Annotated in this window: 13 protein-coding genes and 1 tRNA gene; 7 read left to right on the forward strand and 7 right to left on the reverse strand. The window is 46.2% G+C overall.

From position 1 onward, the window contains the following. Positions 1-140: 140 nt before the first annotated feature. Positions 141-359 carry a hypothetical protein gene (locus AC5FX6_RS14050; RefSeq protein ID WP_493597688.1) on the reverse strand — a complete coding sequence of 73 codons (219 nt, stop codon included), beginning with the start codon at positions 357-359 and terminating at the stop codon, positions 141-143. 35 nt (positions 360-394) lie between these two features. On the opposite strand from AC5FX6_RS14050, the gene AC5FX6_RS14055 reads away from it, so the two are divergent. Together AC5FX6_RS14055 and AC5FX6_RS14060 are read left to right on the forward strand one after the other, a co-directional pair. Further along, positions 395-937: a hypothetical protein gene (locus tag AC5FX6_RS14055; RefSeq protein ID WP_493597689.1), complete on the forward strand. Its 543-nt coding sequence runs from the start codon at positions 395-397 to the stop codon at positions 935-937. A 92-nt stretch (positions 938-1,029) separates the two neighbouring features. Continuing rightward, entirely contained in the window at positions 1,030-1,338 is a 309-nt protein-coding gene (locus tag AC5FX6_RS14060; protein WP_493597690.1) for a hypothetical protein, read from the forward strand. Positions 1,339-1,669: 331 nt separating this feature from the next. On the opposite strand, the gene atpC is transcribed toward AC5FX6_RS14060, so the two are convergent. From atpC to AC5FX6_RS14075, 3 genes are all read right to left on the reverse strand, one after another. Continuing rightward, positions 1,670-1,915 carry an ATP synthase F1 subunit epsilon gene (gene atpC, locus AC5FX6_RS14065; protein WP_493597691.1) on the reverse strand — a complete coding sequence of 82 codons (246 nt, stop codon included), beginning with the start codon at positions 1,913-1,915 and terminating at the stop codon, positions 1,670-1,672. A gap of 92 nt (positions 1,916-2,007) precedes the next feature. Further along, complete coding sequence (atpD, locus tag AC5FX6_RS14070) at positions 2,008-3,513, reverse strand: F0F1 ATP synthase subunit beta (RefSeq protein ID WP_493597692.1); 1,506 nt, start codon at positions 3,511-3,513, stop codon at positions 2,008-2,010. Between the two features lie 266 nt (positions 3,514-3,779). Next, a complete protein-coding gene (locus AC5FX6_RS14075; RefSeq protein ID WP_493597693.1) occupies positions 3,780-4,232 on the reverse strand; it encodes a hypothetical protein in 453 nt (150 codons plus the stop codon). A 231-nt stretch (positions 4,233-4,463) separates the two neighbouring features. Here AC5FX6_RS14075 and AC5FX6_RS14080 point away from each other — a divergent pair, with 231 nt between their 5' ends. Beyond that, positions 4,464-6,974: a S9 family peptidase gene (locus tag AC5FX6_RS14080; protein ID WP_493597694.1), complete on the forward strand. Its 2,511-nt coding sequence runs from the start codon at positions 4,464-4,466 to the stop codon at positions 6,972-6,974. A gap of 161 nt (positions 6,975-7,135) precedes the next feature. On the opposite strand, the gene AC5FX6_RS14085 is transcribed toward AC5FX6_RS14080, so the two are convergent. Continuing rightward, positions 7,136-7,675 carry a hypothetical protein gene (locus AC5FX6_RS14085; protein ID WP_493597695.1) on the reverse strand — a complete coding sequence of 180 codons (540 nt, stop codon included), beginning with the start codon at positions 7,673-7,675 and terminating at the stop codon, positions 7,136-7,138. A gap of 318 nt (positions 7,676-7,993) precedes the next feature. Continuing rightward, positions 7,994-8,230, reverse strand: coding sequence for a hypothetical protein (locus tag AC5FX6_RS14090; protein ID WP_493597696.1), 237 nt, complete (start codon positions 8,228-8,230; stop codon positions 7,994-7,996). A gap of 584 nt (positions 8,231-8,814) precedes the next feature. On the opposite strand from AC5FX6_RS14090, the gene AC5FX6_RS14095 reads away from it, so the two are divergent. Both AC5FX6_RS14095 and AC5FX6_RS14100 read left to right on the forward strand, forming a co-directional pair. Beyond that, positions 8,815-8,887 (forward strand) — tRNA-Gln (locus AC5FX6_RS14095). Between the two features lie 435 nt (positions 8,888-9,322). Next, complete coding sequence (locus AC5FX6_RS14100; protein ID WP_493597697.1) at positions 9,323-10,414, forward strand: PAS domain-containing sensor histidine kinase; 1,092 nt, start codon at positions 9,323-9,325, stop codon at positions 10,412-10,414. Between the two features lie 102 nt (positions 10,415-10,516). Here the strand turns inward: AC5FX6_RS14100 and AC5FX6_RS14105 are convergent, their stop codons facing one another. After that, positions 10,517-11,614, reverse strand: coding sequence for a sensor histidine kinase (locus AC5FX6_RS14105; RefSeq protein ID WP_493597698.1), 1,098 nt, complete (start codon positions 11,612-11,614; stop codon positions 10,517-10,519). A 267-nt stretch (positions 11,615-11,881) separates the two neighbouring features. Here AC5FX6_RS14105 and AC5FX6_RS14110 point away from each other — a divergent pair, with 267 nt between their 5' ends. Together AC5FX6_RS14110 and AC5FX6_RS14115 are read left to right on the forward strand one after the other, a co-directional pair. Further along, positions 11,882-12,451: a heme NO-binding domain-containing protein gene (locus AC5FX6_RS14110; protein WP_493597699.1), complete on the forward strand. Its 570-nt coding sequence runs from the start codon at positions 11,882-11,884 to the stop codon at positions 12,449-12,451. Between the two features lie 414 nt (positions 12,452-12,865). Further along, entirely contained in the window at positions 12,866-13,795 is a 930-nt protein-coding gene (locus AC5FX6_RS14115; protein ID WP_493597700.1) for a ribose-phosphate pyrophosphokinase, read from the forward strand. Positions 13,796-13,924: the final 129 nt, after the last annotated feature.

Consider the following 13,924-nt stretch of genomic DNA (forward strand, 5'->3'; position numbering starts at 1 on the left):
AAGCCTTATTCAACTGCTCAAATGATGAAAACAATTTTTACCATTGCTGGACTGACATTACTGTCTTTTTCAGTCCAAGCACAGGACCTTGATCGACCCCAACTGCGATTAAAGCCACTCAAGAACACGTTGAAGTTAGACTACCTGGGGAAGAACTCTTCTTCTGATAAATTAAATTCACTTGGGAAACCAGGCAGCAGGTATAGCCTGTTTCCGAAGATGCCTGCAACAAGCGCTAACGGGAAAGTGGCCGCTGAGCGAATATCCCAAATGCCTATTATGGAACCTGACTCTAACTTACGGTTTCCCATACTGGCCCTAAAACCAGACTCTACGATTGTCTTTCCGATGCCAATCATGAAGCCTTAGCCTTAAGCTAATAATCGCTCTCTCCATGACCAGGAACAGGATATTAATAGCTCTTACAGCGCTTTGCCTCTTTTGCTCACATACCTACGCTCAGGAACAAGGCACTACAGCTGACAACGCAAAATTCAGAAAGAACGCCCTACTTGCGACAGTCGGAACTGTCGGGCTGATGGGAGCCTACAACCTGAGCTACGAACGGATGCTGTTAACCAGCAAGGAAGGCTCTATTCTTGGTTTATGGGCTAAGGCTGGTTTTGGAGGTTGGGGCGTCTGGTCGTCTGGAGGCCCATACCAGTCGTTGCTGCTTGGTACACTGACAGGTAAAAAGAACAGCCACCTCGAACTAAACTTCGGATTCGCCCGCATGGTCGACAGAAGTGCCTATGATAATGCTAAAGCCATAAGCGACTACCTTGCAGAGCCTCGGCCCTCGAAGTCAGACTATGTTGACATCCGGCCCACCGGGGCAGTGGGATATCGCTTCCAGAAGCCTACCGGCAGATTTCTGTTCCGGGCTGGAATAGGCTATCCTGAAACTTTATACCTGGGTATAGGCACTGCATTTTAAATCGACTAACTCCCGAAAACTTTGCTTAAGGGCAATGCAACGGTTATCAGCTTTTGAGGGTCATATGTTTGAACCGCTAAGCCCCGTATATCATGAAAAACTTCCTGCTCATCACATTTATAGCTTGTATCTTCTTTTCTTGTGCAAAAGAAGACGAACTGATGACAAAGTCGGATCAATTTGGTCTTGATCAATATCCCCAGAAGTGGCAGCTCGTTAGCATGTCAGGTAGTATTGCAAATGTTAAACCATTGACTGGCGCTAGTATGTCGTGGCAGGAGTATTACTTGCTCTACGCTGACGGAGCTTTCAAGAATACCGTCAACAGGATGGCACTACAACAGAGGCCTCCGGTACATTTAAAACCGAGAAATTTGATTCAGATGACAGGACCTATTTAGTTCTTACATACGCGACACCAAACTCTATCATCGGCACATGTAGCAATGACCTCAAGGAGACATTAGCCATAGTGTCTGATAAAGAACTGCACAACTCCTGGAATATATGCGACGGACCTGGCCTGACATACAAACGCGTCAAAACTGAAGCTCCAACCAATATCAGCAATTAGCCCAATATCTATTCACTTCACATTCCGGTATAGCCCCTTGTGAAATCGTATACCTGTACCCGGGATCAACCTTCTTTTAACCACACCGGGTAAAACAAAAATCCCCTTCTGCTCTTTCCGAACAGAAGGGGATTTTTTATGTTTTAGCTAATGCTGTACTATGCAGTGGCTGACTCAGCCAGTACGATGATTTTGTTGTTCAGCACTTCTACCACACCACCATCCACAGTATAGAACGTTTGTCCTTGTGCGGTAGTGATACGGATTCTGCCATTTTCGAGGGTGCTGATAAGGGGAGCGTGCGAGTCCAGCACTTCAAACGAACCGTTTGCGCCCGGAAACTGCGCGGACTCAACTTCACCGGCAAAAACCTTCTTATCTGGTGTGATTATCTCTAAATACATCTTTTCTAGTTAAGAGTTTAGAGTTAAGAGTTCAAAGTCATTGCTGGAAAACCAACTCTTACCTTTCAACTCTTAACTTTTAACTAAGAAATCTATTTTGCTTCAGCCATCATTTTCTCACCTTTGGCTACGGCGTCTTCAATGGAACCAACCAGGTTGAAGGCAGCCTCAGGAAGGTGATCGTACTTACCGTCCATGATCTCGTTGAAGCCACGGATGGTGTCTTTAATGTCTACAAGAACACCGGCTAGGCCAGTGAACTGCTCGGCAACGTGGAACGGCTGAGACAGGAAACGCTGCACACGGCGCGCTCTGTGTACAACCTGCTTATCTTCTTCAGAAAGTTCGTCCATACCAAGGATGGCGATGATATCCTGAAGTTCTTTGTAACGCTGCAGGATCTCTTTCACGCGCTGTGCTGTACCGTAATGGTCTTCACCAAGTACGTCAGCAGAAAGGATACGTGAAGTAGAGTCCAGTGGATCCACCGCAGGGTAGATACCAAGCTCGGCAATCTTACGGGAAAGTACTGTAGTGGCGTCCAAGTGAGCGAACGTTGTCGCTGGAGCAGGGTCAGTCAAGTCATCCGCAGGTACGTAAACGGCCTGTACAGATGTAATGGAACCACGCTTAGTTGACGTGATACGCTCCTGCATGGCACCCATCTCTGTTGCCAGCGTTGGCTGGTAACCTACCGCTGATGGCATACGACCAAGAAGGGCTGATACTTCAGAACCTGCCTGCGTAAAGCGGAAGATGTTGTCAATAAAGAACAGGATGTCACGACCAGCACCAGTACCGTCACCATCACGGAAGTTTTCAGCGATTGTAAGACCTGACAGGGCCACACGTGCACGTGCCCCAGGAGGCTCGTTCATCTGACCGAACACGAGCGTTGCCTGAGATTTCTCCAGCTCAGCCATGTCCACTTTAGACAGGTCCCATCCGCCAGCTTCCATGGAGTGCTTGAACTCTGCACCGTAACGGATAATGTCTGACTCCAGGAATTCGCGAAGCAAGTCATTTCCTTCACGTGTACGCTCACCAACACCAGCAAACACAGAAAGACCAGAGTAAGCCTTTGCAATGTTGTTTACCAGCTCCATGATAAGTACTGTCTTGCCTACACCGGCACCACCGAACAAACCAATTTTACCACCTTTTACATAAGGGGCCAACAGGTCAATTACCTTGATACCAGTATAAAGAATTTCGGAAGATGTTGCCAGTTCTTCAAAACGAGGCGCAGCGCGGTGAATTGGCAGACGCGTAGTAGAAACAGGCTGTGGAATACCATCGATCGCTTCGCCGATTACGTTGAACAGACGACCGTTAATAGAATCGCCAGTAGGCATTGTAATCGGGCCGCCCAGGTCATTTACCTGTGCACCGCGCGTAAGGCCTTCAGTAGAGTCCATCGCAATGGTACGTACACGATCTTCACCCAGGTGCTGCTGCACTTCCAGCACAATGCGCTGGCCGTTTTCCTTGATTACCTCAAGCGCATCGAGGATGTTAGGTAATTTTGCGTTTTCACCCGCAAAGTTAACGTCCACAACCGGACCGATAACCTGGGTAATTCTGCCAATATTCGCCATTTGACTTTTTATATTGATTAACTGTATAACGGAGTTATTTCAAGGCGCAAAACTAAGGTATAAAAGGGACAATTCCACATAAGACTCCAAAAAGTTTTAACTTGCTCAATATCAAAGTATAGACCTTATTCCCAGTATCTCTGGAATTGAGGCGGGTGTAGGTATAACAAAAGGCACATTGCTGCCCCCGCTCGCAACAATGTGCCTTAAAGAAAGTGATGACTTGTTTGTCTCGCCAGTCCCAAGCCTCCCTTAAAATAAATAACCTACCTCCGCTCTAACACCAGCTGTACTTCCTTATTTTCATTGGAACTGTCCCTCAGACTGGGCAGCGGACTCACGTTAAGAAGCCTTATTTTATAAGGCATGGCCCCTACCATCACTTCCGCTGCATCTTCAGACCGGCTTCCACCGGCACAATCCCCCAGGCACATCGTTACGGTTTGTCCTATGCCGTTACCTGTTCCCAGTATTAGCCTCACATCCACTTTACCATAGGTAACACAAACTACATCGCTCGGGCAGCGGCTATCGCTCACATCTTCGACTTTCAAACGCACAGTGGGGGCAGCCTCTGTCCCACTATTGTTATAAAGTGCCGCTTGCCCCTCTTTAAGCCTTATCTCCTTTCCCAGATGTGCATTAACAGTGCTTAGATCCTCTTTTGAACAGGACACCAGAAGGCAAACTATTGTTATTACAAACAAAATCTTTTTCATAAGTTATGGCTGTGCTTTAAGTAGTTGACCCTGAATGACAGCCGATGGTTGCATCCTGAAACCTGACAAACCATACGTCTAATTTAATTTCCCTTTATCTTGTAGCCAGTATATAGATATTCTTCTTAATTTCTGGCTAAGCCGTTTAAACTATCATTCCTTTTGAGAGTCTATACCTACCGAGCGGCTTATACCTGTTCATCTGATCTATTCAACCAAACTAACCTTTTCATGAAGAAAATTTACCTTCTCGCTATGCTGCTGATAGCGAGCATCAGTGTACAGGCACAACAGCCCGGCACGCCGACCAAGGGGAATTACCAGCTGGCTTCCCGATTCTCACCCAAAAAGCTGGAAAAACTTATCTTCACCACCAACCTCGACCCGCACTGGCTCAAGAACTCCGATCGCTTCTGGTATGAGTACGAAACCAGCAATGGCAAGAACTGGTACATCGTAGACCCTGCCACTAAGTCTAAAAAGCAGCTCTTTGACAACGCCAAAGTAGCCTCCGCTGTGACCATGATCGTGCAGGACCCCTTTGATGCGCAGCACCTGCCTATCCAGAACCTGAAGTTCACAGAAGACGAGAAGAGCGTACAATTTGAGATCAAGAGCTCGATCGACCAGGTAAAGAAAGACCGCCTGGACAAAAAAGCTGCTGACTCACTCGAGAAAAAGACATTTTACTTCCGCTATAATCTGGCAACCGGCCAAGTAGTAGAGCTGAAAGACTTTGAAAAACCAAAGGCTAAGGCTCGTTGGGCTTCTATCTCCCCTGACCAACAGGTAGTGGTATACGCCAAAGAGCACAACCTCTACTGGATGGACAGAGCCAACTATGAAAAGGCGCTGAAGAACGAAAAAGACTCCACTATTGTAGAGCATCAGCTTACTAAAGATGGGGTAGAGTATTATACCTACGGTGACTCCCGTGGCGAGACTAATGTGGAGCGCGAGAAGAACAAAAAGAACCGCAAGCCGGCCTTCATCCTGTGGTCACCAGACTCTAAGCAGTTTGCCATGGTGCGTACAGATGAGCGCAAGGTGAAAGACCTGTGGGTACTACACCATACCGCTCAGGGACGTCCTGCACTGGAAACCTACAAGTACCAGATGCCAGGCGAGAAAGAAGCTCCCAAAAGAGAGCTGATGCTTTTTGACTTCGCCAACAAAACGCAACGCAGAATCAACACGGCAGCTTTCAAAGACCAGGAGGTTTCGCTTTGGTCGGCACCAGCCCTGCAAAAGCAGCGTGACGACGAGCACCGCCCGACTATGTGGCACGGCACCAAAGACAAGCTGTACTTTACCCGTACCAGCCGTGACCTCAAAAAAATCGATGTGTGCGAATTGGACATCGCTTCAGGCAAAGTTACCCCTGTGATCGAGGAGCGCTTCAATACTTACATCGACATGAACCGCATTGGCCTGGTAAAGGGTGGCAGCGAGATCATCCACTGGTCTGAGCGCGATGGCTGGGGACACTTCTATCTTTATGATGGCAAAGGCAATCTGAAAAACCGCATTACAAGTGGTTCTTTCCATGCGGAAGACCTGGTAGGTATAGACGAGAAAAACCGCGTACTCTACTTCACTGCCAATGGACGTGAAAACGGGGAAGACCCATACCTGGTGCACCTCTACCGCGTTAACTTCGACGGCAGCGGCTTGACGCTACTTAACAAAGGCAATTTTGACAATAACATCAGCCTGAACGATAATAACACCTACTTCGTAAATACGGCATCCCGTGTGAACACGGTACCGGTATCGGTGCTCTACGACACGAAAGGCCGTAAGGTAATGGATCTGGAGAAAGCTGACCTGAGCCGCCTGATGACGACCGGCTATAAATTTCCGGAGCCGTTCATGGTAAAGGCAGATGATGGCATTACCGATATCTATGGCGTAATGTACAAGCCGTTTGACTTTGACTCGACCAAGACCTACCCGATCATCGCCTACGTATATCCGGGGCCGCAGACAGAGGCAGTGAACAAGTCGTTCGGCCGCAGCATGGACCGCATCGACCGTCTGGCGCAGCTTGGTTTTGTAGTAGTTACAGTAGGTAACCGAGGTGGTCACCCTGCCCGCTCGAAGTGGTACCATACCTTCGGCTACGGTAATCTGCGTGACTACGGTCTGGCCGATAAGAAAGCCGCTATTGAGCAGTTAGGAGACCGCCACCGCTTCATCGACATCGACCGCGTAGGTATAACCGGTCACTCAGGTGGCGGCTTTATGTCAACAGCGGCCATGCTCGTGTACCCTGACTTCTTCAAGGTGGCTGTATCGGGAGCCGGTAACCACGAAAACAACATCTACAACCGTTGGTGGAGCGAGAAGCACCATGGCGTGAAAGAAGTGGTTACGCCTAAAGGTGATACCACCTTCGTGTATGCCATCGAGAAAAACCCAGACCTGGCAGCTAACCTGAAAGGGCATCTGATGTTGGCGACGGGCGACGTAGACAACAACGTGCACCCAGCCGGTACCATCCGCATGGCCAATGCTCTGATCAAAGCGAACAAGCGTTTTGACTTTGTACTACTACCAGGCCAGCGCCACGGCTTCGGCGATATGACCGAGTATTTCTTCTGGATGATGGGTGACTACTTCACTAAGCACCTGTTAGGCGACTTCTCTCAGCCGGTAGATATTAAGGAAATCAACCGTGAGGTTGAAAACGTGGGAAATAAGCGCCGGAACGGCTCTGTCGCTGCCCCTGTCGAAGAATAAGGTATAGCTTTAGTAAAACCGAAACAGCCGCAGCGAGAGAAATCTCACTGCGGCTGTTTCGGTTTTATGAGTTTCAGAAAGTGTAGCTGGCAATGCTATTTGCCTCTGTCACAATCAGTCATTGAAATATCACCCATTTCAGTATTCGGGCATTAGCGCTGCTAAAGATCAATCCTCAGCACCCAACGCCCCTCTTCCATCACTGTAAAGCGTACTTCCCGGTCATAAGTCGCCGTCCCCATTTGGTTGGAGGCTTTAAATCGCACTGTCCCCTCAAAAGGCAGGACCATGTTCTCGAATCCGACAAAATTCTGTGTGGCCAGATGGTTGCCGCTGCTGCCAAACAACTGAAGGTCCTCCAAATTACGCACGACACGGCCTGACTGCATCACAATTACATCGATCATATTCCCCTCGGTGCTTTGCTTTGACAGAGACGCTCGTTGCACATCCCGCTTAAAGGAGACTCTCGACTTTTTCACAGCGGGGGCCTTCTTCTTCATTTTCGGATCATCTTCCCGGACATAAGCCACCTTCGTGGAGTCCTGCCCCTTCACAATGGTATCCTGGGGGGTAACCAAAAGCTCCGAAGCAAGAAACGAGGACAGATTTGACTGCTCATGAGTGGGCGTAGCGCCATGCATGGGCTCCGCACCAATGGCAGCACATAATAAGATGGGTAAAAGATAGACCTGTTTCATAGCGATGTCTAAAGATATATGACATTATTCAACTGTGAACATAGCACTTAAACGTGTCATTACCAATAAGAAAGGCTATTATTTAGTAGAAAATTTTATAAATTTTACAGGTAGCATACAAAAAGAAATCTCCGCTGGGTGCAGTTCAAATGAAGCTGCAACTAGCGGAGACTTTTATATCTTATTATAGGGTTTGTAAATCTTACAGAATCTGAGCCCAGATGGCTCGGAACAAACGGAAGGCTAAAAATTTAAACATAATTGTAAGCGTAATCTAGTATTTAAATTAAAATCACTTCCTCGTATTCGAGAGAAGTCCTACAAATGTTTCAACATTTCAATCTGCTCGTCATTCAGCAAGATGTAGCGGTTGTTAAAAGGGTTTGCATAAAACTTCTCAGCTATCACATACTCACCGGTGTCCATTTTGTGGATGTTGTAGCTAAAAAGGCTGTTGGAGCGCTCAATTACTAGTTCCGTACGGCTTAAGTCAAGCTCACGTCCGCAGGTAGTGGTGATGATGTCAGTGTTGACGGTCATGTTAGAAGAATACATAATTGGAAGATTTAGCAAGGTTCTTTACGCAGGACTTGTCTGTAGGTGACATTTGCAGGGTATAAAAACAGGTAAATTTATCCACATCATCATCTGGAGCCTTTAAAGCAAACTTCACCCTACTCCAATGAGGATAATTAAAACTATTCGACAGATTTTGCGGAAAAGTATCCAATAGTGTTCTTTCTTACCGCAACTGTTCAAAAAGACCCATCAAAACGATAATTGATCACAAGAGCGATAAAAATTTTATCAGAGGACAAATATTTTTTCACCGGGTTCGAACTGGGTTTCACAATCTATAATTTGAAGATAACACGAGCTAATTCTATAAAACAGCAGCATATTAAGACCGTGAATTTCACTCTATTAAGTAGCGGAATTGGCCTTTTTATTTCCTTTACGCACAAGCTTCGGTGCGGCATTGACACTGCTAAAAAGCACGATGAAACGGCGCTAGTGCAGATTTTGGGCGATAGTTTTCAAAAAAATTTGAGCCAAATGTTTGCAGTTTAAAATAGCCTGCCTATCTTTGCATCACTGAACGACGAAGGGGCTTCCACTCTGTAATCTAGTAGGTAGCTTGTCCGATGGTGTAACTGGCAACACGTCTGATTTTGGTTCAGAAGAGTCCAGGTTCGAAACCTGGTCGGACAACTTAAAAAGCCCTTAGAGATCTTCTAAGGGCTTTTTTGTTTTTGCATAAAACAGCCTTCGCAACTTTTCTCCTTCCTATATCAGGTATAAACATCTGCTTACCCGAAATTACTCTCTGTTGGCAAGGCAGTCTCGTAGATTGCATCATTGTGCTCCAAACAGTATCCGCCCGAAGCACTGTCAGTAGCACTTCAAAATGCCAAATCATTCTTCTTATCCGGTTAAGTTTATTACTGACACAGCAAAAATTGTGCAAGCCCTCGAAACTCAAGGCTCTTCAGATTGTTAGATCACAGAGCATACAGGTTTAAGGAAAATCTGTGATTTAACATGACGTTCACTGATCCAAGTGTCACCAAGCTTTCATAATCACAGTATATAGATGATCTGATCAATAGATGTATAACTCAGTTTAAGAACTGCTTAGCCACATAAATGAAAGACGACGACAAGCCTGATATTTCCTTTATAGAACATGTTGCCCACTGTTTTGAGAAGGTATATTTCCTGTATGATACTGAGGGCAATTCCTTCAACTATGTAGGCCCCGGCTGTGAGCAGCTTTTCGGGAAATCAGAATCAGACTTACTAGCTAACCCATCGGCCTTCCTCTCCATTATTTACCCAGACGATAGAGAGTATGCACATAAGGAGTATGAGAAACTACTGCAGGGACAGGCAAAAGTAAAAGCAGAATGCAGGCTTGTCACGCCAGATGAAAGTGTCAGGTGGGTATGCATATCCGCCTGTATGGTGCAGTACAAAACAGGCAGCAACCTGATAGGCGGGTTTGCCGAAGACATCACGAAGATAAAGGAGTACATGCACAATCTCCTGAAGTACAACAACAAAAAGAACTCCACCTTAGAGATCCTCTCCCATGATCTGGCCGCTCCTTTCGCTAATATTCAGGCAGCCATTACGGCCATAGAAGAGCAGGTAGACCAGCAAAACTCAGAGACACTTCAGCTGATTGAGTTTATCAAGGCAGATTCTATGCGGGGTTCTGACATGATCCGTGACTTTGTAGATAATGAGTTTCTGGAGTCTTCTCAGGTCGTGCTGCACAAGGAGCGGGTGGACATCTGCGAGAAGATGAAAATCATGATGGACAACTACAAAGAGCAGTCCAAGCTGATTGACAAAGAGTTCAGACTCAGCTCACCCGACAAACCGACTTTCATCGTTGTGGACAACATGAAGTTCTTACAGGTGATGAATAATCTGGTATCGAATGCCATCAAGTTCACGGAAGACAATGGCATCATTACGGTGTCTGTAGAAGAAAAAGAGGACAAGGTGCTTATCTCGGTAAGCGACAACGGCATCGGTATACCTGAGCAAATGCGTCCTTTTCTGTTTGACAGGTTTACCAAGGCCAGAAGAACAGGAATCAGAGGTGAGAGAAGTGTTGGCTTGGGCATGTCCATTATCAAAACGATCATTGAATTGCATGGTGGCATGATCACCTATGAAAGCCAGGAAAATGTCGGCACCACCTTTATCATTCAAATCCCAAAAGAATAGCACGCAAGCAGTACAGCCTTAACCAGTTCAATCAAATCCGCATTCTCTTTATGACTTCTACAAGAAGTCAACATGTGAGGGCTTAGGCTGATCTTCTTCTTGTCAGGAAGCGTATTCCATCGATCTGAAATAAACACTAAAGGTTGTTCCTTCACTCTCTTTACTTTCCACCTCAATCCTGCCACCCATATCCTCAACCATTCGCTTGACGATAAACAGGCCCACACCCGTGCCCTCCACTGTATCGTGCAGTCGGGTGTAGCGGTCAAAAATAGACTGTTGCTTGTCTGCTGCTATACCTAGACCATTGTCGCTTACCTTCAACACGATGTATTCCCCGTCATCAGACCTATCCGTTTTAATCGTGATCTTCGGTTCGCTGACTGGTTTCTTATACTTGATGGCATTTGAGAGCAGGTTATAGACAATGCTTCGCACGTTTTTTCGGGAGAAATTGACCTCTGCTTCCTTTACCTTGATAATAATCTTCGCATTAGTTTCTGCAATCTTATCCCGAAGGGCAAGCTTGGCGTCCTCGATCACATTCCCAAAGTTTACCCGCTCAGGCTGTTTCGCAAAATTCGTATCGTTGTCGATATTCGCAAGGTCTTCCACTGTTCTGCGTAAGTTGCCCACAGATTCGTCCAGCATTTGAATGATCAGCCTGTGCTCGGCTGCACTCTCCGGTGTTTCCTTCAGTACTCTGATCAAACCCTCTATATTGGATAAGGGCCCCTTGATGTCGTGGGAGATAGAGTGGATGATATTCTCGTAGTTCCTGTTCAGTTTCTCGTAACCGTTCAGGATCTGGATGCGGTCGTTGATATCGATAAAGGTGATGATGACACCATTTGTCCTGTTCTCCTTCCTGATAATGTAGGGAAGAATATTCATCTGATACCACCTTTTATCAGTTGTCTGGATTTCCTTTTCTAGATCCTCACTACTCTCGATCACCTCAGTGATATTTTCAATAATAGTTGGGAATCGGATATTATTTGACACATCATCTATGTGCTTGCCAAGATCATCAACTGAGAGCTTAAAATGTGTCATGGCAGCAGGAGTGAACTTGCGCAGGATCATACCGGCATCGACAAACAGCTGTGGAATGATCGTGTTATTGAAGTAGTTCTCCAATTCATCGTTTAACTCGATAAGCTTTTCCAGTTCATCTGTCTTTTTAGATGATTCTCCCATTAGTTAAGACTCCTTTTAAGATTGTATTTCTTAAAGGTAGTTAAATAGTTGAGGCATTTCGCAATCTGCATAAGTAGTTATACCTGCTATGTACCTTTGTAAATAGTAAAATCCTGCCGCGATAAACAGAAACGGCGATTATTCCCAACAAACAGAAAACAGATTTTTGTTATCATATCTTAATATAAAGACGCTGAAAAGATACATATAAGGCAATCTTGCGTACATTGCGGAGTTAGAGATAAATAACAAATTAAATTTCTGTCAATGCAGGGATTACTCACGGATACCATGCATGGTTCCATCTTCATCTTTCTCAAACGCTACATTGAGAACAGACACGATTACAGTACTTGGATCAGGATTATACAAAGCCAGGGATTAAACCGGCTGGAAACCCCATATCAGATCAATGAGGTTTATCCTATTTCAGAAATAGTCTCTATTATGATTGAGGGTGCACGCCTGGAGGATGTGCCCTATCCTGAATTTCAGGAGAAATTCGGGAAGTTCCTTGTTCCTGACCTGTTACTCGTATTCAAGCGGTTTGTCAACCCCGCCTGGAAGACTTATGACATGCTGCAGCACATTGGTTCTCACATGCACGGGGGCATTAGGAAGGAAAACGGCCAAACTAACCCACCGCCACTTCATGTCACCAAGGTGGGCAGGAACATCCTGATTTTAGATTACTACTCCAGGCGTAAAATGGCCGGCTTCGCAATCGGCATTATCAAAGGGCTGGCGAAATACTTTCAGGAAGAAGAAAGCATAAATGTAGTGCCTACCACAGATCTGCTGGCAGAGAGAGTTCAGATTAGGGTGGAGTTCATTTAGGCCATAATTTCTGTGCTTAAGACATGCCCTAACTATTTGCTTCTTTCCCGCCTTGCCTTACATTTGCATCTGCATTGAGCATAGGCCAGGTATACGGTTGGTCAGTCGCAAAACATTTAGTATAACCCCACTGCATTAAATGAAATGAATCAACTGCGAGTAATGCGCGGTTGAGGAAACGTTAAGAACATATCGCAAACTGATGCAACCTCTTCTGGGTGAGTTGCTTTTGAAGTGAGTTGTCCTCAGGCAGCTACAGAAAGGCAACCCGCTGCCATGTGGGCTGCCCTCCTTGCGCTATTACCTCCCCCTAACTAATTAAAAATCAGAAATATCAAGTAGCATATTTGCGGAATTTTGTAGCTTTGCAGGCATAATAACCTAAACCAAACCCTTCAAACACTTAGCATTATTATGCCACAGGTAAAAATTTTCGCTGGTTCCGCTTCCAAGTACTTAGCCGAAAAGATCGCAGCTGCTTACGGCACTACGCTCGGCGACTTAACCATTTCACGCTTCAGCGATGGTGAAATAGGTGTACACTTCAATGAATCAGTTCGCGGAGCAGAGGTATTCATCGTGCAGTCCACGTTTCCGCCGGCAGACAACCTGATGGAGCTAATGCTGCTCGTAGATGCTGCCAAGCGTGCCTCAGCCCACAAAGTAATCGTGGTGATGCCATACTACGGCTACGCCCGCCAAGACAGAAAAGACAAGCCGCGCGTTTCTATTGGCTCAAAAGTACTGGCCAATGCGATCCAGTCGGTAGGCGCTGACCGCCTCATGACGTGCGACCTGCACGCCGGCCAGATCCAGGGCTTCTTCGACATTCCGGTAGATCACCTCGACGGTTCTGCTATCTTCGTGCCTTACCTGCGCAGCCTGAACCTCGGCAACGACCTGATCTTTGCGTCTCCTGACGTTGGGGGTGTGGTTAGAACCAGAGCTTTTGCCAAGAACTTCGGCGCTGAAATGGTTGTCTGCGACAAACACCGCAAACGTGCTAATGAGATCGCCTCTATGCAGGTGATCGGTGACGTAGAAGGTATGGACGTGGTACTGGTGGATGACATGGTAGACACGGCAGGCACGATCACAAAAGCAGCTGAGCTTTTGAGAGAAAAGGGCGCCAAGTCTGTGCGAGCTATCGCCACGCACCCTGTTCTATCAGGCCCTGCTTATGAGCGTATTGAAAACTCTGTACTAGAGGAACTGGTTGTTTCGGACACCATTCCACTAAAGCAGGACTGCTCTAAAATTAAAGTGCTTACCTTCTCCGAGATGTTTGCAAGAGCTATCAACAACGTGGTAACGCACGAGTCAATCAGCTCACTGTTTATATAAGGCAAATTGTTAAATGGCTGAACGGTTAATCTGTTGATTCTCTTGAAGAAATAAATTTCAACAATTACACAATTTAGCCTTCAACAATTCAAATAAAAGGTCTACCTTTGTGGCCTGAAATTTTAACAA

It is taken from the genome of Pontibacter sp. LHS2 (genome assembly GCF_058932845.1).